Source organism: Halobacillus alkaliphilus (assembly GCF_900113125.1).
In the GTDB taxonomy this organism is placed as follows: Bacteria; Bacillota; Bacilli; order Bacillales; family Halobacillaceae; genus Halobacillus; species Halobacillus alkaliphilus.
Genome location: NZ_FOOG01000038.1, coordinates 1 through 25,394 on the forward strand (window position 1 = coordinate 1; position 25,394 = coordinate 25,394).

Below are 25,394 nucleotides of genomic sequence, written 5' to 3' on the forward strand. Positions count from 1 at the left end.
TTCCGTGGTCTTCACCCGCATGCCCGGGGTTCGACTTCTCCTTGTCCTGCATGCGCAGGGGCTCTTGACGAAGCGGCAGGATTCACTTGATGTTACGATCTGTTCGTTTGCTGATCCAGGGCTCTAACCTTAAGATTTCTCTACCAGTTACCTGTCAGCTACCGAGCGTCTTGGCACTTACTCGGATTGGACTTTCACCAATAAGCAATTAACGGCTTGCTAGGCACGCGGCATGTGGTGAGCTTCCTCGGGCTTAACAGCCCTGCGGGATCTCACCGATCATGTTCATCCCGCAGGAGTCTTCGCCGTTCCCCTCCGCCCCTTTGCGATCATGAAGCTCGAAATTCTCTGCATAAACGCCTTCCAATGAACCAGGATCATCTATGGTCCATAGTGGTTTTTACGTGTGTTTAAGTGTTAGAACCCCCGTACTATAAGTATTTGAGGCAGGTGCAGCACGGTTCCTTTCTGATATAGCAGGGTCCGTTCGCAGCATTATAAGTTGGGTTGGTGGGGAAATGGCGAGACTCCCGTGGGAGAAGGAGCTAGGCGAGACCCCGCAGAGAGTGTTATGAACTGACCCCTTAAAATTGGACACATTCATTAAAATTATTACGCCGATTCTTGAAAGCGGGCTCGATAGGAAATGGGGCTTATTCTGAGCTTCGATTTGATGCGTTTATGATTATAATAATGGACATATTCCTCTAATTCTTGTTTGAAATGGGCCACACTTTCAAATTCTCTTAAATAAAGAAATTCCGATTTCATGATGCCGAAAAAGTTCTCCATAACGGCGTTATCATGACAATTCCCTTTTCTGGACATGCTTTGGGTAACTTGATGGTCTTTCAATTTCTTTCTATAGGGAGCCATTTGGTAATGCCATCCCTGGTCGGAGTGCATAACCAGTTCATCCGATGGATGAAGGCGTTCAAATGCTTGGTCTAACATGTTGTCCACCAAGGAATAGGTGGGTCTGGAACCAATCGTGTACGTGATGATTTCTCCATTGAATAGATCTAAGACAGGGGAAAGATAAAGCTTCTCGCCAAATAGCTTGAACTCCGTAATGTCGGTCACCCATTTCTGATTCGGTTGATCCGCCTTGAAATTCCGATTTAAGATGTTTGGAGCCGTTTGACCAACTTTCCCTTTATAAGAACGATATTTCTTCATTTTCACCGTAGACTGAAGCCCCAGTTCTTTCATAAGACGATAGACTTTTTTATGGTTCACTTCATAACCGAGATTACGAAGCTCATTTTCAATACGGCGATAGCCGTAGCGACCTTTATGTTCATTAAAAATGGAGGTGATAAGCTCCTTTAATGGTCGGTCTGTTTCTGGCTCGAGTTGCTTTTCTTTCCAATGGTAATAGGTACTTCTAGGGATATCAGCTATTTCCGTCAGCTGTTTAACGGGAAAATGGAACCTTAACTCATCGATTACTTGCGCTTGTTCTTCTTTCGAGATGCTTTCTTTTTTTGAGCTAAGGTCTCTAACTTTTTTAAGTATTCATTTTCCATCCGTAAGCGTTCATTCTCTTTCTTCAAGGCTTCATAAGCATCCTTTGAATCTTCTTTCTTCTTATGAGATGTCATCTGGGTTGGCCCCTTCCTTGTAGATTCAAGGGCTTCTTTTCCGCCTTCCAGCCACTTCTTACGCCATCGGCGTACCATGGAGAAATCAGGGATGTGAAACATAGCAGAAGCTTCTCGAATCGAATATTCTTCTTCCTCTATACGTTGAATTACTTTCAGTTTAAAGGCAGCTGAATAGTTTGTATAGGGGAAGTCGAAGGCTTCACTACCATGATATTCGGCTAATTTCACCCAATAACGGATGGAAGAACTATCCACTCCCAACTCTTTTTCTAAGTCACGGGAACTGACATTTTCCGTGAGATAACGTTGGACGATCAGGTACTTTTCTTGAGAAGTAAGTTTAGACATATGTTGGGTTCCTCCTAAGTTTCATAAGGTGTCCAACATTTGGGGGTCATTACAGTTAACGACTGAGGAGGCTTGCCAGTTCCCCCACAGGAAAGCGAGTTATTTCCCCACCAGCCCTTATCCATCCAACGTAACGGACCCATTTATCACTTCATGACGTTTTCAATCGCTTGTTTATGAGCTTCTACCGTACGTTTAAGATCTTCTTCACTATGGGCCGTAGAGAGAGAATAGCGATTGAGAGGTTTAGTATAGATCCCCAGATTTAATAATTCATAATCCAGCTCTTTACGTAAGGAAGTATCTGCTTTCTTTAAATCACGGTAATTTTTAATAGAATCATCAGCCAGAATAATATTAAAGATACTCCCCAAGCCCACCGTCTGCATCGGGATGTTATAAGCTTGATACAATTCTTCCAGTTCGTTTCTGAGGCGGTTGGTTTTATCAAATAATTCTTCCAACGTGCGGTCTTTTTCCAATAGTTCAATAGTGGCCAGACCGGAAGCCAAAACGGTAGGATGACCATTATAGGTGCCACTATGGAATAAAGTATCATGCTTTGCTCGCTGATCTGCCCCTGCTGTTAAGATATCTCTCGAACCAGCTGGAGAAAGAATATCCATAATTTCTTTTTTTCCACCTATCGCACCTACGGGAAATCCTCCACCAAGTACTTTTCCAAGTGCTGTAAGATCCGGGGTTACCCCATAGCTTTCTTGAGCTCCACCAAGACCTAACCGAAAACCCGTTTTAACTTCATCAAAAATTAACAGGATACCAAGTTCTTCCGTCAGATCTCTTACCCCTTCTATAAATGTTTGATCAGCAGGTATGAAGCCTCCCTGTACCGGTTCCAAGATGATTGCAGACACTTCATCGGCTCTTTGTCTTAAAATCTTCTCAGTGGCATCTAAATCGTTAAATGGAAGCACTACTGTATTCTCTTGATAGTAATCAGGAATTCCTAAAGACTCGGGTACAGCATTTGGCGAAGTTGGATCCCCAGCTGCTCCGTGATCTGGATTCACACTCATGAGTACCTGATCGTAACCGCCGTGATAGTGCCCTTCAAACTTGGCGATTTTTGACTTACCGGCATAGGCCATAGCGGCTCTAATCGCAAGCATGGTAGCCTCAAGCCCTGAGTTGGTAAAGCGCACCATTTCAATACTGGGATATAAAGATACCAGCTTCTCAGCCATGACTGTTTCGAGTCGGTGAGGTGTTCCGAAAATCGTAGTTCCCGCTTCTCTCATCTGTTCCATAGCCGCCTCAAAAACCGCCGGGTGTCCATGCCCTGCAATTAAAGCTCCATAACTTAGTAAATAATCAATATATTCATTTTGATCCACATCATAGAGCTTACTTCCGTTCCCCTTCTCCATAACGATTGGATGAGGGTCTATATGCTTTATGTTAGCCGTGACTCCTCCTGGGATCACTTCTTGTGCTTTTTCATGCAGGTCTCTGGACGTTGCTGTGTTGTTTGATATATATTCCTGCCTATTCAATGCTACTCCTCCTGTAATTGTTAATTTCAAGCAATAATAACATAATATTGACAAGACAAAAATAAGGTATAAAAAAACCAGCTCCTCATTTTTAAGGAGCTGGTTTTTTATTAAAACGTGCATCTTTTACTCATTGTCCTAGACAGCAAGCTATCCTCTTTTAGCACCTCGACCTCCACGTTTGGATTCCGTGTGCTTTTTCAGTGATGCTAGACGCTCGTCGCTATCCTTCATAAACCTGTTCATCTTCTGTTCGAAAGATTCAGCCGGTTTACGAGGCTTTTGAGGACGACGACTCTGGCTTTGTTGGCTTTCTTTCGCTTTTTTGATGGACAAACCAATTTTCCCATCATCTCCAACATTAATGACTTTCACTTCCACCTCATCGCCCTGGCTTAAGTGTTCATTAATGTCTTTTACATAGTTGTCGGCAACTTCACTAATGTGAACGAGACCGGTCTTCCCCTCCGGGAGTTCAACGAACGCTCCAAAATTAGTGATACCTGTTACCTTACCCTTCAGCTTGCTGCCTACTTCAATTGACATAAAAAAAATGCTCCTCCTTAAAATTTCGATAAAAATATCCTTCTTACATATTATATATAAGCTTTGAAAAGGGTGTCAATATGAAGGGTCTTCATTCGGCATTTTAAATATGATTTCGCCCTCTTTTGAATAGAAATAATTGGTTCTGGCAATTTGCAGAACGTATTCTTCATCATTCAATAGCTTGATTTCCTCATTCAAATCTTTTTGTTCTTTTTCCAACGTGCTCATTTCCTGTTGAAGCTCTTCGTACTTCTGGTGCTTTTCCGCGTACAGCGACTGTTGGTTGACGTGGTAAATCACCATAGAGCCAGCAACGATCATCACTAAAAGGGCAAACATGACAAGACGGCGAACTAGTCGCTTTTTCTTTTTCTGATGTCTTTCCATGTACGCATCGTAGTGCTTCATGTATGTAGAATCTAAGCGAGCTACTGACTCCGATTGTGTTTTTGCCATTTGCGTTCGTCCTCCTTTACTTACGGAATTTTTTAAACCAATTGATCCCTATATTCTTGATTTTATCCAAAAACCCTGCTAAACGCCTTAAGTAATTTCTCGTGTTTTTCGGCAATAATCGCCAAATCAATCGAAAAACAACCTTAATCGGATAAAATGTGACAAGAAATAATAAGAATATACCTTTTAAAAGTATCTTAAAAATACCAATAAGTAAAGTGATAATTAGGAAGAAGATGGATTTTAACGGAATAAAAATTAAATGGAAGAATATTTTCTTTAGGCCACGTAAAATAGAGGTAACCACCCGTATCCATACTTCAAGCATCTTCATGTAACTCGCTTGAAGTATGGCGCGATAAGCTGCGTACCCGCATAACACCGCTAAAAATACATAGACACGCAGTTCCCCGTAATTAGCTAAATATAAAAGATAAAAAAGAAAAGCAGCTTGAAAAATCCAGAAGGTGAGCTGATAAATGATTTCAAACCAGCTCTTCTTATTCCTTCTATGGAAAAGACGTTCAAATGTGTCTAAAGAAGCACCTATAAATATTCCCCCAGCTATCATCAAAAGGATGGTAACAAATTGGGTTGTAAGCGTCATTTGAAGAGCTTGCTAAATAATCCTTTAGCTTTCTCCCCTTGATGCTCGTCCAAGTAAGACATGTCATATATTTTCCCTTTAATTGATACAAGACCTGAGTCCAGATCTAAATTTTTCATTTGGAGATTCTGGCCTCTGACCACTAAGTAACCCATGGAAGTCTGGAGAAGAAATTCCTCGCTATCAAAACTGTCGACTTCTTTCACGCCTGAGATTTCTATGTTTCTTCTGTTCCATATTTTCACATTATGCTCGACCTGCGGCTGATTGCGCAAGTTCTGGTTTTTATCGTAACCTTCCATCTGTACCGCCTCCTTCTCTAGTACAAGCTATGAGAAGAAAGGGGCATTTAGAACGTGGAAAGTCAGTCAGAAAAGAAGTTTGGATTTCTAGATTGAAAACACACAGCCCTGCTGAATCCTTGTTATGAAAGAAAAGCTCCCGTTTGTGTAAGACTTGATTTCGAGATATTTGAAGAGAGGGAAGTTCCTTCGGGGGAAGATTTCGCTTTCCGTGGGCATGTGGTAAGCTTCCTCAGGCTTCGCCTTCCGGGATCTTACCAATCATGTTCATCCCACAGGAGTCTTCATCGTCCCCCTACGGACCTTGCCAAATATGGAGTTCGAAATCCTCTTCGAAGGTAACTGCTAAATGAAGCTCGTTAACCTGGGATCGATGCTAGATTTTTAGCGTATTCAAGTATATAAACCCCGTTATATTAGCATTTAAGGCAGCTCCAGGACGCTTACCTCTTTTATAGAAGGGGCCGTTATTCTCCTATGGCCGAGGTGGCGAAGGAAACAAGGAGACTCCCGCGGGAGAAGGAGCTAGGCAAGACCCCACAGGGAGTGAACGACCGAGGCTCATGGTAAAAGGAGGATCGACTAATGTCGCCACGTCCTGTGGCAATGTCGATCGACCCTACGTCGTGTAGAGCTGCAGGAAAGTGTTCAAATGTGTAATCATCCCGAAAGACACGACCAGCATAAGCCGACCATCAAAAGGATGGCGGTTTTCAATCCGTTGATGAGCGGCTTATGTCTAGAGTGTTTGGGTGAGGGAACAAGACGAGTTGTTTCCGTAGCCAGCCCCTCTCTATATGAGCAAGGGACCCGCGTTATCTCGAAATCGAGTATTCAACAATCCGGTCCTATTGTTGAATAAGCCTGTAATGTAAACTCAACAAAAAGTTTCTCCGAGCTAAAAAGCAACAAACCACTGCGTGATTATGCAGTGGTTTGTTGTTTCATTATTTGACTGGTTCTTCTTTTTTGATTTCATACAGAGACGCCGCTTCATTTTTATTTACATTTTCCTTAAGCGACTTAATCTCAATGGTTAAAATCTTTTGCCCGAATTGAATGGTTAACTCGTCCCCAATATCTACATTGCTTGAGGCTTTACTTTGATTTCCATTGATGCTGATACGGCCTTGATCTGCGATTTCCTTTGCCAGGGTCCGTCTTTTAATCAGTCGGGAAATTTTCATAAATTTATCTAAGCGCATCATCTATTCCGCTCCTTTATGCTTTAGTTTAGCATCTACCCATAATTGCTCCAGCTCTTCTAAATCATAATCAGCTAAGGACTTTCCGCCCGTTTCCGCGGTTTGCTCCATTGAGAAGAGTCTGGTTCTAAATTTCTGATTCGTACGCTGCAGGGCATTTTCACTATTTATTCCATAGTGCCTGCCTAAATTCGCAATGGCAAACAGCCAGTCTCCAAATTCTTTCTCCATCTCTTCCTGATCTTTGTGCAGACGTGCTTCCTGGAACTCTTCCCACTCTTCTTTTACTTTTTCAATAACAGGTTCTGGAGAGTCCCAGTCAAAACCAACTTTAGCGGCTTTCTTCTGCAATTCCTCTGCCTGTAAAAGCCCCGGAAAACTCGCCGGTACTGATTCTAGAATAGAGACTGGTTTCGTACCCTTCTCTTCCATCTTAATTGTCTCCCAATTGGTAACTACCTCTTCAGCATTCTCAGCTGTTGCTTCATCAAATACATGAGGATGACGACGAATCATTTTTTCTGTTATCGATACTATTACGTCATCGACGGTGAAAAATCCTTCATCTTCTCCAATCTGACTATGAAGCATCACTTGCAGAAGAACATCTCCTAATTCTTCAACCATGTGTTCATCATCCTGCCTGTTTACAGCATCGATGAATTCATAAGCTTCTTCTATCAAATATTTACGAAGCGATTCGTGGGTTTGCTTACGATCCCACGGACAGCCTTCCGGACTACGCAGGATTCGGATAATTTCCCTCAAACGAGCAAATTGATGATTGAGTTTTTGCTTTTCTACTGGAGGCACATAAACGCTGGTTAAATTGTTGACCTTAATGCTCCGGTCTAAATCTGCCAGAGGCACCGTGGCGAGTTTCTCTTCCTTACTGCCAGCTGCTGTAACCACTGTAACTGGATATTCAGGAGGTAAGTCTTCAAGCAGCGTTAACTTCACTTCAGAAGCCACTCCAGCGTCAGAAACCTGACATAGAATGATGTGGTTGCGGAACTGAATCTCTTCCCGCTTCAAATCCGTTGCGTCTAAAAACTGCAATCCTTCAATCGGGTCGATTTCCAGTGATGAAAATGCAGCATCCAGATAACTGTGACCGCCTTCTATGTGAAGGTCGACTTTTCCTTGTTTTCTTTTTTCAATTAATAGTTGTACCGTTTTTTCCGCAAGCATCGGGTGACCCGGCACCACATAAACCATATCCTGATGCTCTGCTGCTTCCATAAGCTTCCGGACAATTTCTTTATATACGTCTTCAAACTGTGCTTTTTCTTCATAAACATGGTCAAAGCTGGCAAAATGCAGGCCTTCTTTTTTTAATTCCTGAAGCACAGGATGATCGGAGGTGCGGACGAAAATCTCCTGGTTTTCCTTCTGTAACAAACGATATATTCCAAGGGGCAATTGATTCAGGTCGCCTGCCCCAAGACCTACGACAGTAATTCTATTCATTGTTTCATCCCTTTCGGAAGTAATCGGATCAACCATTTATAAAAAGGCAGGACTTTTACTTCATAGCTGAAAAAGGCCCCGAGTCGGAGCAGTAGTATAAAATATACACCGGCTCCTGCTGCCGTTAATGTTAACGTATAAACCAACAGTCCAAGCCGGCTGGACTCAAAAATGTCGTATCCAGCTATACTGGTGACTGCAGTCAGCAATCCTGCCATTCCTGTTAAAGCGGCAAGTATAGCCACCCAGGGTAATCCTGCCCATTTTCTTATTGAGTAATCTTTCCCTAAGATTACGATATTTCCAAATAAAACAAAAGCGGCAGCTATTATCGTAGCAAAAGCGGCCCCTTTTAATTCATAAACGGGAATCAGCCACGCGTTCATAAGATATTTAATGAATACTCCGCATATGACAATAACCGCTGTCTGACTGACATAACCCAGTCCCTGAAGTACAGAAGAGGTAGTGATGGAAACCGAACTAAAAAGAATAACAAGCATTAATATTCTAAGAGGTCCTGTTCCTTCCGTATCTTGGAAGAACAAAGCGTTAATGGATGGGAACAAAACAATTAATCCGACTGCAGCCCCTAATGCGATGATTAAACTGAATTTGGTTGAGGCAAACACGTACCTTTCAACTTCTGTCCGGTTTTTCATAAAACGTGTTCTCGTAACGGATGGAATTACAGCTAACGCCACTGAAGAAGCAAGAACAGTCCCCAGTTGAATCAGAGGCTGACCGCGATCAAAAATACCCTTCCAGATTCGAGCCGCTTCCAAATCCACTCCCGCCTGGCGCAGACCCGGGATCAGTGTTAAAGCATCAACCATCTGAAAAGACAATAAAAGCATGTAATTAAAACAGATAAACAGACCGTAAAAGAAAATAGGTTTTATGTATGAAAAGGATGAAGACCAACGTTTGAAAGTCCATTTATGTGAATTCTTAAAATAAGCTGCCAGCACCATGAAAGCTCCCACAGCTCCCAAGAACGAAGCAGCGGATGCTCCAATTCCAATGGCATACATACTTCCCCGCTTCATCACCAAAACAGCTGTCACAATGATGATGGTGACTCGTATGATCTGTTCTGTTACCTGCGAAACGGCTGTCTGTTTCATTTGATTGATTCCTTGAAAAACTCCGCGAAACAATGAAACAAAAGGAACGATTAGAAACACACAAAAAGCAGATCTTAAAGATGGGATAAGCTTTTCGTCACCCATTATATCTGCTATCAATGGAGCCTGTGTAAAGCCTACTATAAAAATACTTCCGCATATCCCCATCAGCCAGCAAAAGACAGGAAGATAGAAGGAAGGTACGGAAAGAGAACGCTTTTCTTCCGTGATTTCCGAAACAAGTTTAGAAATAGCAGCAGGAAATCCATAAAGTGATAATACAATAGCGACTCCAAGAATTGGGTAAACTTGCTGGTAAATATAGAAACCCAAATCTCCGGTTATATTTTGAAGAGGCACTCGATAGCCTGCGCTAAGTATTTTACTCAGAAGTCCAGCAACCGTTAATATAAATGCACCCTTCAGCACAGAGGGTGAGGAATGATTGCTCATAGCTTTACCTTTCTTATTTGTATGATAGTAAACGAGTCCATTATATCATACAAAAAGGTCAGATCCTTTACCTATACGGACCTGACCCTTCACCTATTCCATTTGCTTCGCTAAAAAATTGGCTGCTATTTGGACTGCTTTATTTGATCCTTCTTCGATAGGTGAACCTTCTTTATTGAAAGCTGCTACACAACCGATGGGATCTCCCTGGGCGATTATAGGATGAATGATATAAGAAATGACATCTTCTTCTTGGCCGCGGGTAAACTCTATCGGTGCTGGGTGTTTTTCATAACTCATTGTTCTTGTGTCCATCACCTGCTCAATTTTTGAACCGATGGATCGGTTCAGGTAATCTTTTTTCGTTACACCAGCTACGGCTATATACTCATCTCGGTCACAAATCATTACAGGGACTTCTAAGGCTTCACTAAGAGCTTCTGCATATTCCTTCGCAAAATCACCAAGCTCACTGATGGGCGAGTATTTCTTTAAAATAACCTCACCTTCGCGGTCCACAAAAATCTCCAGAGGGTCTCCTTCACGAATCCTTAACGTGCGGCGAATTTCTTTTGGAATAACCACACGCCCAAGATCATCAATACGGCGTACAATACCAGTTGCTTTCATTCTTATGCTGCCTCCCTTTCTGTGATGATATTCCTGTTATTATCCTTTTGAAGCGCATGGAGAATAAGCGGGTGATTAAGGATAGTATGGTACAGCATAAAAAACCTATACACCCTTGGTATGGATTTTTTTATAATAATTCCGTTTTCTTGCAAATTTTAACTTGAAGATTCCTGAAAGAGCGCACAAAAAAAGAGACCTTCCTGCTTTAGAAGGCCTCTTTTCTAGTTAAGCTGTAGTCGTTTCACGAATCATGGATGGAAGTTGACTTAAGAACTCCTCGACGATCTCATACCGCTTGGCCTGCGGCTGACGATCCCATTTGAAGGTGACTTTTAACTGGTTGTCTTCCGTGCCTAACTGTACGATACGACCATATTTATTGGCGTACTCAAACAGCTTCGCTCCGTCTATCAGCTGGCTTTGGTCTGCATCCATGACCATTTCAAGCTTCCTTTTCTTCTCCGTGATGGATTCAATTCGTGCCTGTTTAGCAAAGAGACGAATGGAAGTAGCCCTGAATAAGTTCTCCACCTCTTCCGGATAATCTCCAAAGCGATCGATCAACTCATCACGTAAATCATGCACGTCTTCTACAGACTCCACTGCCTGGAATTGTTTATACATATCAATCTTCTGCTTTTCATCCTGAATATAGGTGCCAGGAATATAAGCATCCATCATCATATCCAATTCTGGCTGGAACGGCTGCACGGCTTCCGGTTCTTTCCCTTGTCTTTTCGCTTCAATAGCATCCTTCAGCATTTGAGAGTACATATCAAACCCGACGGAATCAATAAATCCGTGCTGTTGAGAACCAAGTAAATTACCTGCTCCTCGGATGGAAAGATCTCGCATGGCGATTTTAAAACCTGAGCCTAATTCAGTAAATTCTTTAATAGCCTGGAGACGTTTTTCCGCTACCTCGGTCAGTACTTTATCCCGTTGGTAGGTAAAGTAAGCGTAAGCCACGCGGTTCGAACGGCCTACGCGACCGCGAAGTTGGTAAAGCTGGCTTAACCCCATACGATCCGCATCGTAAACAATAAGCGTATTCACATTAGGAATATCGACTCCTGTTTCGATGATGGTGGTACTCACAAGTACATCACTTTCTCCTTCCAAGAAGGAAAACATGACATTCTCAAGCTCCGTTTCATTCATTTGCCCATGCGCAAACGATACTCGGGCTTCGGGGACGAGCGCAGCGATTTCCTGAGCCATCCTTTCGATATTTTCCACACGGTTAAACAAGAAAAAGACTTGCCCGCCGCGCGCCATTTCTCTTTCAATTGCTTCCCGCAGGAAAATTGGGTTATATTCCAGGACATACGTTTGAATAGGAAAACGATTCGCAGGTGGCGTTTCAATAACCGATAAATCGCGGACGCCGAGCATCGACATATGAAGCGTTCGAGGAATTGGAGTAGCTGTTAATGTCAGAACATCCACATTATGCTTCAGCTGTTTGATTTTTTCTTTGTGCTTCACGCCAAACCTCTGCTCTTCGTCTACAATCAGCAGCCCCAGATCTTTAAATTGTACATCCTTAGAAAGAATCCGGTGGGTGCCCACGATAATATCCACCAATCCTTTTCTAAGCCTGTCTGTCGTTTCTTTTTGCTGCTTGCGTGTACGGAAGCGGCTCATTAACCCCAGATTAATGCCAAATCCTTGGAAACGTTCCTGAAGAGTTTCATAATGCTGCTGAGCCAATATGGTGGTAGGTACAAGGATCGCTACTTGCTTACCTTCATAGATCGCTTTAAAGGCGGCGCGGATCGCTACCTCCGTTTTACCGTATCCGACATCCCCGCATAACAAGCGGTCCATAGGTCGAATACGTTCCATATCTTCCTTAATTTCTTCTATACAACGCACCTGGTCCTCGGTTTCTTCATAAGGAAAAGCGATCTCAAAATCTTTTTGCATTTCGCCATCCTTACTGAACGCGTGACCTTTAGAAGCTTCCCGCTCTGCGTAGAGCTGAATTAAGTCATCGGCTATATCCTCTACTGAAGATTGAACCTTACGCTTGACTTTATTCCACTCACTGCCACCGAGCTTGTATATTTTAGGCTCTTTCCCTTCAGAACCCACATATTTTTGAATAAGATCAATCTGATCAATCGGGACATACAGCTTATCATTACCTGAATAATTAACCATTAGAAAATCTTTATGATTGCCATTCATCTCAAGTGTTTCTATACCTAAGTATTTACCAATCCCGTGATTAGCGTGGACGATATAGTCTCCCACTTTAAGCTCCTGATAATTCTTGATGCGTTCAGCATTGGAAAGCTTCTGCTTACGTTTAGGCTTGGCTGTACGAGTTTTAAACAGTTCATTTTCGGTGAGAACAGCCAATTTATGCATAGGCCATTCAAAGCCGCTGCTGATATTCCCGATGACAATTGTCGGCTTCACTAATGGCAGCTTAACGTCTGATTTAGAGATATCAGCTTCCATCTCATAATCCTCTAAAACCGCCTGGATCTTTTCGCTGCGGTTGTGATCAGGAGCCAGAATAATAACCGAATAATCCTGCTTCTGCCACCGCTCCATTTCATTCTTCAATAAATTCATCTGCCCGTGAAATTGCTGCATTTGACGGCTTGAAATATTGACTACATTCTGAGGGTGAGTATTTGGAATATGACGCATGAATACGGACATATATAGTGTAGGATGCTTCATCTTGGCCCACGTGTCCTGCCAGTCAAAAGAGATATTCAAGTCGCGGACCGTCTGGTTTGCTTCTAATAAGCTTTGATGCCATTCCGCTTCTTCTTGGTCAAGACGGTTAGCGGTTTCTTGAATACGGCTCATCTCGTCTAGAACCATCAATCCATTCTCAGGAAGATAGTCTAGAAGACTTACAGATTCTTCATAAAAATAACCAATGTATTTATACATCTCCTGGAAACGTTCCTGATCTTTCAAACGGTCCAGGTCATGCTCAATCACAGTGTTCAAGGTTTCTTTTGCATCCGCTTTCGTTAACTTTTTCAGGGAATGGCTGAGAGCATTTTCCAAGCGATGATACGCCCTCGTAAAGTCTTCCTTATGGAGCAGTAATTCCGTGGCAGGCCCTACCGTAACTTCATTCAGTTTATCGTGCGACCGCTGGGTTTCCGAATCAAACGTCCGAATCGAATCTACTTCGGTATCAAACAGTTCAATCCGGTAAGGAAATTCTGCCGTTAACGGATAAATATCAAAGATTCCCCCACGCAGGGAGAACTCTCCCGGGGTAGCTACCATCTCTGTACGCTCATACCCCATACTTACCAGCTGCTCCAAATACGTGTTCAGCTCAATATCTTCCCCAACACGAAAAGGGAGCTGATTATGCTCCCAGTAGTATTTTGGCGGCATGATGCGTTTTAGAGCAGCTACAGGGACAATAAGAATCCCTTTATCTTGCTTCAGCCAGTTGCTCAAGGCCTCAATTCTCTGACTTCTTAATTCAGGACTTGCAATCGCAATTTCAGAGGCGATCAGTTCGTTTACGGGATATAATTGAACCTGGCCCTCCTCGGTCAGTTCTTGCATGTCATCATACAACTGCTGAGCTTGAATCAATTGATGGGTAACAAGCAGGACAGGACGGTCCAATGATTCCTTAAGCAAGGAGATCATTAAACTCCGTGATGATCCAGACAATCCTGCAACCATTTGTTCCTTCATCCCTGATTCAAAGCCCTCTATGATTGAACGGACATCATCCTGGGGATATAAGTAATCTTTAATTCCTTGCATAACGAACTCCTCCACCATCAAGGCCTACCGCTTCAAAAGGTCCGCTCTTGATTTAATGAATAAAAAAATCTAACTCATGATAATGTGGATGTTGATCCAAGGTTTCTTTACATGAATCGCAGATTGTACGAATATTTAAATCACCGTTAGCGTGCATATGAACCATTTGCTGATGATCTTCTTCGTTTAATAAGTCTAAACCCAATTGGGATACATCCACATGTTTCGCATCTAATTCACCCACTTGACGCTGACAGTGCCGGCAATAATAACGAATTTTCATTTCCATCCTCCTTCAAAGCTGATGGTCATTAGTTTTGCCGGCTTGTATTAAGCTTATACTAAACAAGGTAAGACTTAATTATTTACTACGCATTAAAATCATTCATGACTTCATTAAAAGGCTGAGTCATCCACGCTTCACACGCTTTCACAGCAGCGTCTATACTTTCCGATACGGCGCCCTGTTCCTGTTTAGTAAACGTTCCAAGAACATAGTCCACAACGGAAACAGGGCCGTCCGGCCGGCCTACCCCTACACGTAAACGGTTAAATTCCTTTGTACCTAAATGGTCAATAATGTTACGAATACCATTATGCCCACCGTGTCCGCCTTTTTTACGCAGACGTATTTTTCCTGGAGGAAGATCCAGATCATCATACACGACGAGAATATCGTCTGCTTCCAGATCGAAAAAATTCATGAACTGAACCAGCGATTCCCCGGACAAATTCATAAACGTCTGAGGTTTTAATAGGAGAATTTTTTCACCATTTACATGTTCTGTTGTATATATCCCACGAAATTTCGTCTGTTCCAGGGACCATTGATTTTGCTTGACTAACTCATCAAGAATCATAAACCCGATGTTATGACGCGTTTTTGCATATTTCTTACCTGGGTTTCCCAGACCTACTATACACTTCATTGCAAACTTCCTTTATCCATCATAATCTTGCTCTCCTTAGTATAACAAAGGTTGCTTAAAAATAATGTCAGTTTGTATCGACCCTGAAAAACACCCCTTAGGAATACCGCTTTAACATAGAAAAAAGGCGGGCCTTTTGGCCACGCCCTTTGTTCATCTCAGGATTATTCTTTATCTTCTGTTTCTTCATCCTGATCCTCATCATCACTTTTCTCATTGATGACTTCCGGCTCAGCATCTTCATCAGCGATTTCAGGCTCTTCCGGTACTTCTTCCGGAGGAGTAACAGCAACGATCGTGGTATCTGGATCTTCCGTGATTTCATATCCACGGGAAGATGTAATATCACTTACCAGAATGCTGTCACCAATGTTCAATTCAGAAACATCAATTAGAATTTCCTCAGGAATGTTAGCCGGCTTCGCACGAACAGCCAGATCATAAAGCGGCTGCTGAAGGACGCCGCCTTCTTTACTTCCTGCTGCTTCCCCTTCAAGGTGAACAGGTACTTCAACGTCCATTTCCTGGCTCATGTCCACGATATAGAAGTCCGCATGGATTAACTCATCTTTTAGAGGGTCAATCTGATATTCGTGCAGCATAACATCTACACTGTCTTTACCTTCTATATCAAGGGAAATGATGGCGTTCTTACCTTCATCACGTACTGTTTTAAGCAATTCGATGCTGTTAACAGAAACAGTGATTGATTCTTTATCTTTCCCGTAAACTACGCTTGGTACGTTACCTTCTTGTCGCAATTCACGTGTCACTGATTGTTTTAATTCGTTTCTTTGAGATGCTTTTAATGAAATAGACAAATTACTCAACCTCCAATAATATACCAGTCATCTGGTCTTTTTCCCGTTTCGCTCAAACGTTAAACCTATTTTCTCATAAACTTCTTAATCAAACAAGCTACTGATGGATTGACGTTCATGAACACGAATAATCGCTTCACTGATTAAACCGGCAACGGATAGTTCAGTGATTTTTTCGCTTGCTTTATCTTCACCAAGAGGGATGGTATTCGTAACGACCAGTTCTTTAATTTTAGAACTGTCAATGCGATCAATAGCAGGACCGGACAGTACAGGGTGAGTACAGCACGCGTACACTTCTGTAGCCCCGTTTTCCACTAATGCATTAGCCGCTAAAGTAATCGTCCCAGCTGTATCAATAATATCATCAATGATAATCGCCGTTTTTCCTTCAATATTTCCAACGATATTCATAACTTCAGAAACATTCGGACGAGGGCGTCGTTTATCAATAATGGCGATTGGTGCTTTTAAGCGATCGGCCATTTTGCGAGCACGCGTTACACCGCCGTGATCTGGTGAAACGATAACCACATCTTCAAAGTTCTTCTCTTCAAAGTAATCCGATAGAATCGGAACTCCTACTAAATGGTCAATAGGAAGGTTGAAGAACCCTTGAATTTGAGGAGCATGAAGGTCCAGCATAAGGACGCGGGAAGCTCCAGCTGTTTCCAGAAGATCCGCTACCAGCTTCGCCGTAATTGGTTCACGTGCACGGGCTTTACGATCCTGACGTGCGTAACCATAATAAGGCATGACGATGTTAATCGTTCTGGCTGAAGCACGCTTCAAGGCATCAATCATAATCAGGAGTTCCATGATATGTTCGTTTACAGGTTCACTCGTAGATTGCACAATGTACACATCACAGCCGCGGATACTCTCTTCAATATTAATTTGAATTTCTCCATCGCTAAAGCTTGTTACCGTACACTTCCCTAATTCCACCCCGATATTTTCAGCAATTTCCTTTGCCAATTCAGGATTGGAGTTCAGTGAGAATACTTTCAGTTTTGAATCCTTATATCCAGTTGCCATGGATTGAACCCTCCGTTACTCTTTTTTATTCGATTTCATTTTTGCAGCGTAACCTTCTTTATTGGTCTGTCTCGCTCTAGCGATAGATAAAGCTTCAGCAGGGACATCTTCATTAATCGTAGAACCCGCTGCTACGTAAGCGCCTTTTCCGACAGTTACAGGTGCTACTAAATTAGAGTTGCAGCCTATGAAGGCATCATCCTGAATCGTGGTTAAGTGTTTATTATGCCCATCATAATTCACAGTTATTGTACCACAACCGATATTCACTCCATCTCCAACCTCTGCATCCCCGATGTAACTGAGATGGGAAGCTTTACTTCCGCTTCCGAATGAAGCTTTTTTAACTTCAACAAAGTTACCTACTTTTACTTCATCGCCAAGCGAAGAAGCCGGCCGGATGTGAGCGTAGGGTCCTACCTGCACGCGCTCACCAATGTGACTGTCAGCTGCCACACTTTGTTTAATAACTGTGCCTTTCCCGACAAAACAATTCGTCAACGATGAATGAGGACCTACTACTGCATCCTCCTCGATAATTGTGTTCCCTTCAATGATACAGCCAGGCTCTATGACAACATCGCGGTTGATTTGTACGTCCGGACCGATGTACGTCTGATCAGGATCAACAATCGTAACGCCATTTCTCATATGCTGCTCATTAATACGCTGCTTCATTAATTTTTCTGCTTTTGATAACGCCACCCGATCGTTTACTCCAAGTGACTCTGAGAAATCAGGGGTTTGATAAGCACTGATCTTATCGGATTCGTTCTTAAGGATTTCAATGACGTCAGGCAGATAATATTCACCTTGAGCATTATCATTTGCCACGTTTTGTAACGCTTCAAAAAGCTTCTGGTTATCAAAGCAGTAAGTACCTGTATTGATTTCCTGGATAGCTTTTTCTTCCTCAGAAGCGTCTTTTTGCTCTACAATTCGCTCTACTTGCGCGTTGCCGCCTCTAATTACACGTCCGTAGCCTGATGGATCATCTGCATGGGCTGTAAGTATAGTAGCTTGAGCATTTTGTTCATCATGATGATCCAGCAGCTTCTGCAGCGTCTCGGCTGTTAATAAAGGGGTGTCTCCGCACACAACAACGGTTGTTCCTTCTTTATCAGCCAGAATATCCTCAGCCTTTAAAACCGCATGGCCTGTCCCCAGTTGTTCTTCCTGAATGACATAATGGCTGTCCTCACCCAGTTGATGCTGAACTTTCTCAGCTCCAAATCCAACGACCGTAATTAATTCATTAAGTTCCAGTGTATTTAGTTGATCAACGACGTGCTGAACCATAGGTTTGCCACACACAGGATGCAAAACCTTATATAGTTTTGATTTCATGCGAGTGCCTTGGCCTGCTGCCAGCACGACAGCATATCGGTTAGTCATGAACGTACCTCCATCCTATTTATCCATTATGAATAATATCTTAAAATCCTCTTTATTTCAACAATCCGTCCTTTTACAAAATAAGCTCTACAAAAAGAGTTTTTCCCTACCAAAAAGGAGTCTAACCTTATTTAAGGTTAGACCCCTTTATTCTTCGTAAGTATTAGGAAGCTCCGGCTTCTTCATATTCTACTTCTGATTGTTCCTCATCGCCAGCACGCTCGTAAGCTTCCAGTACAGCATCTTGAATTTTTCCACGTGTACCAGAATTAATCGGGTGTGCAATGTCTCTGAACTCTCCATCAGGAGTACGTTTACTAGGCATCGCTACAAACAATCCATTGTTACCATCAATCACCCGTATGTCGTGGACAACAAACTCCTGATCTAAGGTAATAGAAGCAATTGCTCGCATTCTTCCATCAGTATTCACGCGTCGCAGCCTTACGTCAGTTACTTCCATTATCATTCACCACCTTTTTTACAAAAGAACTTATGTATATAAATTCCACAAAACGGTAAAAATTCCTGCAACTTTTATAAAAAATTTCAATTTCCTTAATTTTTCTTTCAAACCAAAAAAGAAAGTCCCGAACTATGAAGTCAGGACTTTCTTGAGACACTATAAATAATTAAGAAGATTTCCAGGAATAACTTCAATGGAACCTTTACGGTCATCTGCATTCAGGATTTGAACAAGCGAAATGTAGTCATCCACCACTCGTTCTTCATCCTCATCTTCAGCTTCAGCTAAAACGCCAATGCCGACTACCTCAGCGTTGAATTCATTGAGAAGATTTTTCATTCCGCTGATCGTTCCTCCAGCTTTCATAAAATCATCTATGATACAAACTTTAGAGCCTTCTTTTAGAGATCGTTTTGTTAAAACCATGGTTTGAATCTTCCGCGTTGAGCCGGACACATAATTAATGCTAAGAGTAGATCCTTCAGTAACTTTAGGATCCCTTCGTGCAATTACGACCGGGACATTTAAATAAGAGGCAACGGCATAAGCAAGCGGAATGCCTTTTGTCGCGACCGTAATAATGGCATCAATATCTCTATCTCTAAATGCAGAAGCAAATAATCGCCCGATGCTTCTTGTTGCTTCGGGGTCTCCAAGGATGTCGCTCATAAACAAATAGCCTCCAGGTAAAAGCCGCTCTGGATCTTCTAATCGCCTGCAAAGCTGATGAACGAACTCTTCGCTGTACTCTTTAGAAAATGCCGGAATATATTTAACTCCTCCTGAAGCTCCAGAAACAGACTCTAAGTAACCAATACCTTCATGTTGAAACATTTTATTTATAATTCCTAAATCCTCACTAATTGAGGACTTAGCCGCATCATACTTCTCTGAGAAAAACGGCAGCGAAATCAATTCGCGTGGCCGATCAAGAATAAAATGAGTCATTGCAACCAACCGTTCACTTCTTTTCATTGGCAATACACCCCGAAATCCGAATATTAATAATAAATATATCAGATTTGTACGGGTTTTATCAAGTTCTTTCTTGATATCCGAGCATGCGAACGACGTACACTTCCGTACAGAAACCTTTTAAGCTGTTGTAAATCCTTTGAGCTCTGGCATCCGTATCGACCAAAGAAAAAACGGTTGGACCGCTGCCGCTCATTAATACCGCATCTGCTCCAGCCTGTCGCATCTGTTCTTTAATTTGCCCCACTTCTCTGTGAAGATTGAGGGTTACTCCTTCGAGCGTATTACCCACCTGCGCACAAATGGCATCAAAATCATAATCCATTAACGCTTCAATCATCGCATTGGTGTTGGGATGATGAGCATCAGCAAGGTTCAGATTCTGATAAACCGTCTGGGTAGACACACCGAGAGGAGGCTTAGCTAACACGACCCAGCAAGGTGGTGGAGCTGGAAGAGGCGTAACCTTTTCCCCCCTCCCCGTCGCATGTGCAGTTCCACCGTAAAGGCAGAAAGAAACATCAGAACCAATTTGAGCACCTAAAACGGCCAGTTCGTCCAGACTTTTGTTTAAGCCCCACAAACGGTTTACTCCTCGAAGTACAGCTGCTGCATCACTGCTCCCTCCTGCGAGACCAGCAGCTACCGGAATATTTTTCTCAATAAAAATACGCACGCCCTGTTTAACTGCATAGTGATCTTTCATTAGTTTAGCCGCCCGATAAGCAAGATTACGTTCATCATTCGGTACGAAACGACTTTCCGACTCTACACGTATGGAACCGTCCTCTAACGTGTTCAACTCAATCCGGTCAGCAAGGTCCACGGTGGTCATCACCATCTCGACTTCGTGGAACCCATCTTCACGTTTATGTAAGACGTCTAAAGACAAATTGATTTTAGCGGGAGCTTTCTCAAAAATTTGCATTCAAGCACCTCATCCTAACAGATTATCTTAAAGCATTGTACCATATTTTAAGGTGTTAGGGAGAGGACCTGAAAATTGCCTATCTCCTTCAGCAAGACTTTTGTAATCCCTGCGCTGATTTTAAAGAAAAGCTCCCATTACTACTCGATTTCGAGACATTTGTTGAGCCAGAGGTCCTTCGGGGGAAGATTTCGCTTTCCGCGGGCATGTGCTAAGTTCCCGCAGGGAGTGAAACGAGCGAGGAAGCTCGTGGTAAAAGGAGGATCGAGTAAGATCGCCACGTCCTGATCGACCCTACATCGTGTAGGGCGATAGGAAAGTGTTCAAATGTGGAATCGCCTCGAAAGACATGAGCGGCTTATGTCTCGAGTGTATGGGTGATGGAACAAGACGAGTTATTCCCCCACCAGTCCCCTCCTCATATCGTAATGGACCCAATTCATCTTGAAGTCGAGTCTTACAGTGTACGGCTATATTGTTGAATAAGTATTCTATGAAATCGACACAGGGCCAGATGTAAAAAAAAGCTCCTTGAAGCCTCTTTAGGCTTCAAGGAGCTATGATCTATTTTTGCTGTTCTCTTATCATCTGTTCTTGTGCTTTCTCTATCGCCCGTTTCACCATATTGCCGGCTTCGCGTGTTGTAATACCGCCCCAGCCGTCTTTTTGAACCTTGTCGTAAAACCCAAGTTCTTTCGCGATCTCTTCTTTAAACGAATCGGACATCATACCTCTTCGGCGCCCCATCGTCTTCAGCTCCTTTCGCAACCACTAAAGCTACGACAAGGTTAGTATATGGTTTTGTAATTAAGCTATTCGAGAAATGAATGGATGATCTAACAGCTGTTCCCATTTTATAAAAAACAAAAAGCAGCAAACGTGGAGTTTACTGCTCAAGAGCCAAGGTCTGTAAATCATCGAAATTCAGTTCTACAGTCTCGGTAAGAACATCGGCATAGCTATAGGATACACGTTCAAAAGCATTTTCTTCCTGGTCCAGTTCAACAATAAAAACGGCCGGGTATGTTTCAGCCAGAATTCCTGAGCGTTCAATCGTTTTACGACGTCCACCATTTGCTTTCAGGGTTAGACGTCTGCCAATTTGCCCTTCCAGGGATTGTTTGATTTCTACTAACGTTTTAGCCACTACACTCCACCTCACTGTTATTTATAATACCACACAGATTGGACAAAGTCAAATAAAACTATAAATTATACCAATATGTCAAAATCCATGTCAACATAAAAATTTTATAGATCTTCTCTGCTAGGTTATCCAATAACAGGAAAAATATGTGACTTTCTTCAAAAAATGAAAAAGACCTTGCTTTTTCTTTATCTTTAGGCAGGTCTTCTACATGTGTGGACCAAACACACGTTAATTTGAGTATATGAAACTTCTTGTGCAAATATAACTAACTGATGTCATTAGGAGGGATCTTCCGAATGCTCCGAATAAGGAATACCGATTCTCAGCAGACCGCGAGTCTCCACTCCACCGAGCCCCTTTTCTCCACTAATTGTATTTCGGATGACTTCCCAAATATTAATATGATCCATAAAGGAAGTATAAGCTACGCGCGCTGCAACATATACGGGATCAATTGCATGGATGTTAACCCTTGAAGGCGAACTGGCAAAATTAGCTCCCGCTCTGATTAAAGATTCAAAATGCGATTGACAGGCTCCTGCAAAGATAACCATCTGGTCAAAATTCGGATACTTCTGCCTTATATTCCTAACCGCCTCCACAAAAAAACGGGAGTGGCGATACGCTTCAAGCTCCCTTACAGAACCTTTAGCCTTTGAATAAGCATCATGTCCTGTAAGCACCACAATTTCAGGCTGGACTTTCTCTATAAGCCCCATTACCTGCTCCGGCATTTCTTTTTCATGCATATATTGGCCATGCACTTGTATTCCCAGCTCTTCATAAAGAGCAATACATTTCTTCAGGAAGAGGGGGTCTCCATCTATATGAAGCACGCGAGGAGGAATTTGAAAATATTTAGCATCCTTCCCTGTAGCATAACCACTCTCAGCTTGGGAATCCCGTTTCTCTTTTAGAAGCCGATAATCCTGTTTAAAGAGTCTGTAAGAAAAAGCTTCCTGTTCATCTACTTCTACTTTTCTTCTGTGGTATTCGTCTCCACTCACTTTTTCTAAATCCTCAAGGGGCGCATCCGCTTCTAAGCGGATATGTTCTCCCATGAGTTTAACAAGTGGTTTATCACAATTTTTCACACGAAAAATGATGTCATGCTGATACGACTTTCTTGTAACAAGATCTCCTTTTGTTATCATGCTTCACCCACCTCACAAAGAGCACTACTTTAGTGTATGTGAGTTTGGCTGCCCTGTGTCATTTAGATCGACTCTGAATAAAAAACATTTGCTAATCGAGCAAACTCTACCATCGTTAATGATTCACCACGGCGTCCTGGATCAATATCAGCTCTCTGCAGACGCTGTCGAATTTCTTCCTTATCCATTTTACCTTTAAAATGCCGGGCTAAGTTATTCATTAAAGTTTTGCGACGCTGGCCAAATGTTGCTCTGGCGATCTCAAAAAAGAAATTCTCATCTTCTACTTCAACAGGAGGCTGATCGCGCATTTTAAGATGAAGCACAGAAGAATCAACATTAGGCTGCGGCATAAACACGGTCTTAGGTACGTTCATGGATACATGAGCTTCGGTATAATATTGTACCGCTATAGAAAGAGAACCGTAGCTTTTTGTATTTGGTTCAGCGGCCATACGGTCAGCCACTTCTTTTTGGATCATCACAGTGATACTGTCAATCGGAAGTTGATCCATCAGCAGTTTCATTAAGATCGGAGTAGTAATGTAATAGGGAAGATTCGCTACGACGTGAATCTCCTGTCCTTCATGAAAGGTATTCTTAATAACACTTGTCACATCAGCTTCTAATATGTCCTGATTGATAATGTGTACATTATCGTAAGCACTGAGCGTATCTTCAAGAATAGGGAGCAGACGCTGGTCAATTTCAAAAGCAGCCACCCGATCAGCATGAATAGCCAGTTGTTCTGTAAGAGCTCCAATCCCTGGCCCAATTTCAATCGCTCCTACAGAATGGTCAATCCCTGCATGCTCGATTATGTTTTTCAATATATTTACATCTATTAAGAAATTTTGACCCAGACTTTTCTTGAAAGAAAATCCATACGTTTCTAATATTTCCTTTGTCCGCGTGGGTGTAGCGACTGCTTTATTATTCATTACTTTCCTCCTCTATGATACGCTGCATCGCCTCTTCTAATTGCTCTGCAGTGATTTGAAACATATTTAATCGGCGCAGCAACTGTTTCCCGTTGGTTTTGCCAATATGAAGTTCAATTCCTAATTTTTCTCTCCGTTTTCTTGCAGAAGGCCCTCCAATCAGGCCATAATCAATTAAATCCTCTTTGGTAATGTAACCTTCGGATAACTCCATTAGTTCATACACAGAGCCCAAAGCTTCCTGAATATCATCTACAGTGGCATGTTCAATTCCCACCCCTTTATCACGTTTGGCACGCGCCAAATGCTTAGGTAAAAAAGCATGCTTGCAGCCAGGTACGTATTGATCTACGATGTGTCGAATCCGCTCTCCAGGAAAATCAGGATCCGTAAAGATGATAACCCCTCGTTTAGCCTGAGCGTGGCTGATCTGCTCTAACACCTCTTCGTCAATAGCAGATCCATTGGTTTCAATGGTGTCGGCCTCCACGGCTTCTCGAATTCTTGCGGTATCATCTTTTCCCTCCACTACAATCACTTCTTTTATTTTCAACTTTATTTCCTCCCGTTTATTCACCTCAATTAATCTTTTCATAGCATACCACGAGTGTATAACGGAAAAAAAGCAGAGGACGGATGCCTCTGCTTAGTCCAGAACTTTGACCTTAACTTGCTGACGGCCGAAGCTCAGTGCTTGTTCCTTATAATGAAAGGTCTTTCTGTAACAATTGATCCTGTATTATGATTCAATACCAAAAAACTGAAGAGCGTTTGAAGTCGTCACTTCACTCACCTCTTCAAAGGTGATTCCTTTTAAATCAGCTATTTGTTCGGCTACAAGTTTTACGTATGCCGGCTCATTGCGCTTGCCTCGATTGGGATGAGGGGCAAGGAATGGGCAATCCGTTTCTACCAGCATGTGCTTCAAGTCTATCGCTTTAGCCACTTCTTTTGGCAGCTTGGCATTTTTAAAGGTGACCGGTCCCCCGAGAGAAATCATAAAGTTCATGTCTATACATTCCTGGGCCGTCTCAACCGGGCCGCTATAGCAATGCATGATTCCTCCTACTTCAGAAGCGTCTTCTTCTTTTAATAGTTCCACGATATCATCAGTCGCTTCACGATTATGAATAATAATGGGCATCTTCACTTTCTTAGCCAGACGGATTTGTTTTCGAAAGACCTCTTTCTGAACTTCTGCCGGAGACTTGTCCCAATGGTAATCCAGCCCCATTTCTCCTATTGCAACCACCTTAGGATGAGAGGAAAGTTCTTCAATCCAATCAAGCTCCTTGTCTGAGAAGTCAATAGCATCAACAGGGTGCCAGCCGACAGCCGCATAAATTTTCTCATGGCTTTCAGCAATTTCAATAGCTTTAGGGATCGTTTTATGATCAAAGCCAACGACCGTCATATACTCTACTCCCGCTTCATTGGCGCGTTGAATGGTAGCTTCCAAATCTTCCTCGAATTGATCCGCATTTAAGTGGACATGTGTATCAAAAAGCATAGAAATCCCCTTTCTTCTTCATTTGATAACAAAAAGGGAAAGCTTAGTCTGGCT

General features: G+C 42.5%; 25 protein-coding genes. All 25 read right to left on the reverse strand.

Annotation, left to right across the window (positions count from 1 at the left end; all coding sequences use genetic code 11):
* Nucleotides 1–612 precede the first annotated feature (612 nt).
* The 25 genes from BMZ06_RS16240 to BMZ06_RS16360 all read right to left on the reverse strand — a co-directional run bounded on the left by BMZ06_RS16240 (nt 613) and on the right by BMZ06_RS16360 (nt 25,340).
* A protein-coding gene (locus tag BMZ06_RS16240) for an IS3 family transposase (protein WP_089753575.1) occupies nt 613–1,955 on the reverse strand; the annotation gives its coding sequence in 2 pieces (ribosomal slippage) (nt 613–1,514 and nt 1,514–1,955; 1,344 coding nt in all).
* 146 nt (nt 1,956–2,101) lie between these two features.
* Nucleotides 2,102–3,469, reverse strand: a complete 1,368-nt coding sequence (locus tag BMZ06_RS16245) for an aspartate aminotransferase family protein (RefSeq protein ID WP_089753576.1) — start codon at nt 3,467–3,469, stop codon at nt 2,102–2,104.
* Nucleotides 3,470–3,619: 150 nt separating this feature from the next.
* Nucleotides 3,620–4,015, reverse strand: coding sequence for a S1 domain-containing RNA-binding protein (locus tag BMZ06_RS16250; RefSeq protein WP_089753578.1), 396 nt, complete (start codon nt 4,013–4,015; stop codon nt 3,620–3,622).
* Between the two features lie 75 nt (nt 4,016–4,090).
* Complete coding sequence (locus BMZ06_RS16255) at nt 4,091–4,474, reverse strand: FtsB family cell division protein (RefSeq protein ID WP_089753580.1); 384 nt, start codon at nt 4,472–4,474, stop codon at nt 4,091–4,093.
* Between the two features lie 16 nt (nt 4,475–4,490).
* A complete protein-coding gene (gene yabQ, locus BMZ06_RS16260) occupies nt 4,491–5,081 on the reverse strand; it encodes a spore cortex biosynthesis protein YabQ (protein ID WP_089753582.1) in 591 nt (196 codons plus the stop codon).
* The gene (yabP, locus tag BMZ06_RS16265) at nt 5,078–5,383 is read right to left on the reverse strand and encodes a sporulation protein YabP (RefSeq protein ID WP_089753584.1); all 306 of its coding nucleotides are present in this window, start codon (nt 5,381–5,383) and stop codon (nt 5,078–5,080) included. The genes yabQ and yabP overlap by 4 nt, the downstream gene beginning before the upstream one ends.
* Before the next feature lie 947 nt (nt 5,384–6,330).
* Complete coding sequence (locus BMZ06_RS16270) at nt 6,331–6,588, reverse strand: RNA-binding S4 domain-containing protein (protein ID WP_041601495.1); 258 nt, start codon at nt 6,586–6,588, stop codon at nt 6,331–6,333.
* Between the two features lie 3 nt (nt 6,589–6,591).
* Entirely contained in the window at nt 6,592–8,058 is a 1,467-nt protein-coding gene (gene yabN / locus BMZ06_RS16275; protein WP_089753586.1) for a bifunctional methyltransferase/pyrophosphohydrolase YabN, read from the reverse strand.
* Nucleotides 8,055–9,638: a putative polysaccharide biosynthesis protein gene (locus BMZ06_RS16280; protein ID WP_089753588.1), complete on the reverse strand. Its 1,584-nt coding sequence runs from the start codon at nt 9,636–9,638 to the stop codon at nt 8,055–8,057. Before BMZ06_RS16280 ends, yabN begins: the two co-directional genes overlap by 4 nt.
* Nucleotides 9,639–9,731: 93 nt before the next feature.
* Nucleotides 9,732–10,268: a stage V sporulation protein T gene (spoVT, locus tag BMZ06_RS16285; RefSeq protein ID WP_014641365.1), complete on the reverse strand. Its 537-nt coding sequence runs from the start codon at nt 10,266–10,268 to the stop codon at nt 9,732–9,734.
* 228 nt (nt 10,269–10,496) lie between these two features.
* On the reverse strand, nt 10,497–14,033 hold the full coding sequence (gene mfd, locus BMZ06_RS16290) for a transcription-repair coupling factor (protein WP_089753590.1): 3,537 nt from the start codon (nt 14,031–14,033) through the stop codon (nt 10,497–10,499).
* A 52-nt stretch (nt 14,034–14,085) separates the two neighbouring features.
* A complete protein-coding gene (gene fin, locus BMZ06_RS16295) occupies nt 14,086–14,316 on the reverse strand; it encodes an anti-sigma-F factor Fin (RefSeq protein ID WP_089753592.1) in 231 nt (76 codons plus the stop codon).
* Nucleotides 14,317–14,401: 85 nt separating this feature from the next.
* Nucleotides 14,402–14,962 carry an aminoacyl-tRNA hydrolase gene (gene pth / locus BMZ06_RS16300; protein WP_089753595.1) on the reverse strand — a complete coding sequence of 187 codons (561 nt, stop codon included), beginning with the start codon at nt 14,960–14,962 and terminating at the stop codon, nt 14,402–14,404.
* 164 nt (nt 14,963–15,126) lie between these two features.
* Nucleotides 15,127–15,783 (reverse strand): 50S ribosomal protein L25/general stress protein Ctc, encoded by a 657-nt coding sequence (locus BMZ06_RS16305; protein WP_089753597.1) that lies wholly within the window; start codon nt 15,781–15,783, stop codon nt 15,127–15,129.
* A gap of 84 nt (nt 15,784–15,867) precedes the next feature.
* Complete coding sequence (locus tag BMZ06_RS16310) at nt 15,868–16,821, reverse strand: ribose-phosphate diphosphokinase (RefSeq protein WP_089753599.1); 954 nt, start codon at nt 16,819–16,821, stop codon at nt 15,868–15,870.
* A gap of 15 nt (nt 16,822–16,836) precedes the next feature.
* Nucleotides 16,837–18,216 carry a bifunctional UDP-N-acetylglucosamine diphosphorylase/glucosamine-1-phosphate N-acetyltransferase GlmU gene (gene glmU, locus BMZ06_RS16315; protein ID WP_089753601.1) on the reverse strand — a complete coding sequence of 460 codons (1,380 nt, stop codon included), beginning with the start codon at nt 18,214–18,216 and terminating at the stop codon, nt 16,837–16,839.
* Between the two features lie 163 nt (nt 18,217–18,379).
* Complete coding sequence (gene spoVG, locus BMZ06_RS16320) at nt 18,380–18,679, reverse strand: septation regulator SpoVG (protein WP_041601130.1); 300 nt, start codon at nt 18,677–18,679, stop codon at nt 18,380–18,382.
* A gap of 159 nt (nt 18,680–18,838) precedes the next feature.
* A complete protein-coding gene (purR, locus tag BMZ06_RS16325; RefSeq protein ID WP_089753603.1) occupies nt 18,839–19,657 on the reverse strand; it encodes a pur operon repressor in 819 nt (272 codons plus the stop codon).
* Nucleotides 19,658–19,718: 61 nt separating this feature from the next.
* Nucleotides 19,719–20,585: a 4-(cytidine 5'-diphospho)-2-C-methyl-D-erythritol kinase gene (ispE, locus tag BMZ06_RS16330; protein ID WP_089753605.1), complete on the reverse strand. Its 867-nt coding sequence runs from the start codon at nt 20,583–20,585 to the stop codon at nt 19,719–19,721.
* Between the two features lie 564 nt (nt 20,586–21,149).
* Nucleotides 21,150–21,332: a small, acid-soluble spore protein, alpha/beta type gene (locus BMZ06_RS16335; protein ID WP_089753609.1), complete on the reverse strand. Its 183-nt coding sequence runs from the start codon at nt 21,330–21,332 to the stop codon at nt 21,150–21,152.
* Nucleotides 21,333–21,471: 139 nt separating this feature from the next.
* Nucleotides 21,472–21,732 carry a biofilm formation stimulator Veg gene (gene veg, locus BMZ06_RS16340; RefSeq protein ID WP_014641354.1) on the reverse strand — a complete coding sequence of 87 codons (261 nt, stop codon included), beginning with the start codon at nt 21,730–21,732 and terminating at the stop codon, nt 21,472–21,474.
* 281 nt (nt 21,733–22,013) lie between these two features.
* Entirely contained in the window at nt 22,014–22,889 is an 876-nt protein-coding gene (gene yabG, locus BMZ06_RS16345; RefSeq protein ID WP_089753610.1) for a sporulation peptidase YabG, read from the reverse strand.
* A gap of 62 nt (nt 22,890–22,951) precedes the next feature.
* Nucleotides 22,952–23,830, reverse strand: a complete 879-nt coding sequence (gene rsmA, locus BMZ06_RS16350) for a 16S rRNA (adenine(1518)-N(6)/adenine(1519)-N(6))-dimethyltransferase RsmA (RefSeq protein ID WP_089753612.1) — start codon at nt 23,828–23,830, stop codon at nt 22,952–22,954.
* Nucleotides 23,823–24,383 carry a ribonuclease M5 gene (gene rnmV / locus BMZ06_RS16355; protein ID WP_089753614.1) on the reverse strand — a complete coding sequence of 187 codons (561 nt, stop codon included), beginning with the start codon at nt 24,381–24,383 and terminating at the stop codon, nt 23,823–23,825. The genes rsmA and rnmV overlap by 8 nt, the downstream gene beginning before the upstream one ends.
* Before the next feature lie 186 nt (nt 24,384–24,569).
* Nucleotides 24,570–25,340, reverse strand: a complete 771-nt coding sequence (locus tag BMZ06_RS16360) for a TatD family hydrolase (protein ID WP_089753616.1) — start codon at nt 25,338–25,340, stop codon at nt 24,570–24,572.
* Nucleotides 25,341–25,394 lie beyond the last annotated feature (54 nt).

Coding starts and splice junctions, on each gene's coding strand:
- ispE (WP_089753605.1), bottom strand. CDS start 20,585: ATGCAAATTTTTGAGAAAGCTCCCGCTAAAATCAATTTGTCTTTAGAC.
- rsmA (WP_089753612.1), bottom strand. CDS start 23,830: ATGAATAATAAAGCAGTCGCTACACCCACGCGGACAAAGGAAATATTA.
- yabN (WP_089753586.1), bottom strand. CDS start 8,058: ATGAATAGAATTACTGTCGTAGGTCTTGGGGCAGGCGACCTGAATCAA.
- spoVT (WP_014641365.1), bottom strand. CDS start 10,268: ATGAAAGCAACTGGTATTGTACGCCGTATTGATGATCTTGGGCGTGTG.
- BMZ06_RS16280 (WP_089753588.1), bottom strand. CDS start 9,638: ATGAGCAATCATTCCTCACCCTCTGTGCTGAAGGGTGCATTTATATTA.
- BMZ06_RS16270 (WP_041601495.1), bottom strand. CDS start 6,588: ATGCGCTTAGATAAATTTATGAAAATTTCCCGACTGATTAAAAGACGG.
- purR (WP_089753603.1), bottom strand. CDS start 19,657: ATGAAAAGAAGTGAACGGTTGGTTGCAATGACTCATTTTATTCTTGAT.
- mfd (WP_089753590.1), bottom strand. CDS start 14,033: ATGCAAGGAATTAAAGATTACTTATATCCCCAGGATGATGTCCGTTCA.
- BMZ06_RS16360 (WP_089753616.1), bottom strand. CDS start 25,340: ATGCTTTTTGATACACATGTCCACTTAAATGCGGATCAATTCGAGGAA.
- yabQ (WP_089753582.1), bottom strand. CDS start 5,081: ATGACGCTTACAACCCAATTTGTTACCATCCTTTTGATGATAGCTGGG.
- fin (WP_089753592.1), bottom strand. CDS start 14,316: ATGAAAATTCGTTATTATTGCCGGCACTGTCAGCGTCAAGTGGGTGAA.
- BMZ06_RS16335 (WP_089753609.1), bottom strand. CDS start 21,332: ATGGGGCGCCGAAGAGGTATGATGTCCGATTCGTTTAAAGAAGAGATC.
- BMZ06_RS16310 (WP_089753599.1), bottom strand. CDS start 16,821: ATGGCAACTGGATATAAGGATTCAAAACTGAAAGTATTCTCACTGAAC.
- spoVG (WP_041601130.1), bottom strand. CDS start 18,679: ATGGAAGTAACTGACGTAAGGCTGCGACGCGTGAATACTGATGGAAGA.
- pth (WP_089753595.1), bottom strand. CDS start 14,962: ATGAAGTGTATAGTAGGTCTGGGAAACCCAGGTAAGAAATATGCAAAA.
- yabG (WP_089753610.1), bottom strand. CDS start 22,889: ATGATAACAAAAGGAGATCTTGTTACAAGAAAGTCGTATCAGCATGAC.
- BMZ06_RS16255 (WP_089753580.1), bottom strand. CDS start 4,474: ATGGCAAAAACACAATCGGAGTCAGTAGCTCGCTTAGATTCTACATAC.
- yabP (WP_089753584.1), bottom strand. CDS start 5,383: ATGGAAGGTTACGATAAAAACCAGAACTTGCGCAATCAGCCGCAGGTC.
- glmU (WP_089753601.1), bottom strand. CDS start 18,216: ATGACTAACCGATATGCTGTCGTGCTGGCAGCAGGCCAAGGCACTCGC.
- BMZ06_RS16250 (WP_089753578.1), bottom strand. CDS start 4,015: ATGTCAATTGAAGTAGGCAGCAAGCTGAAGGGTAAGGTAACAGGTATC.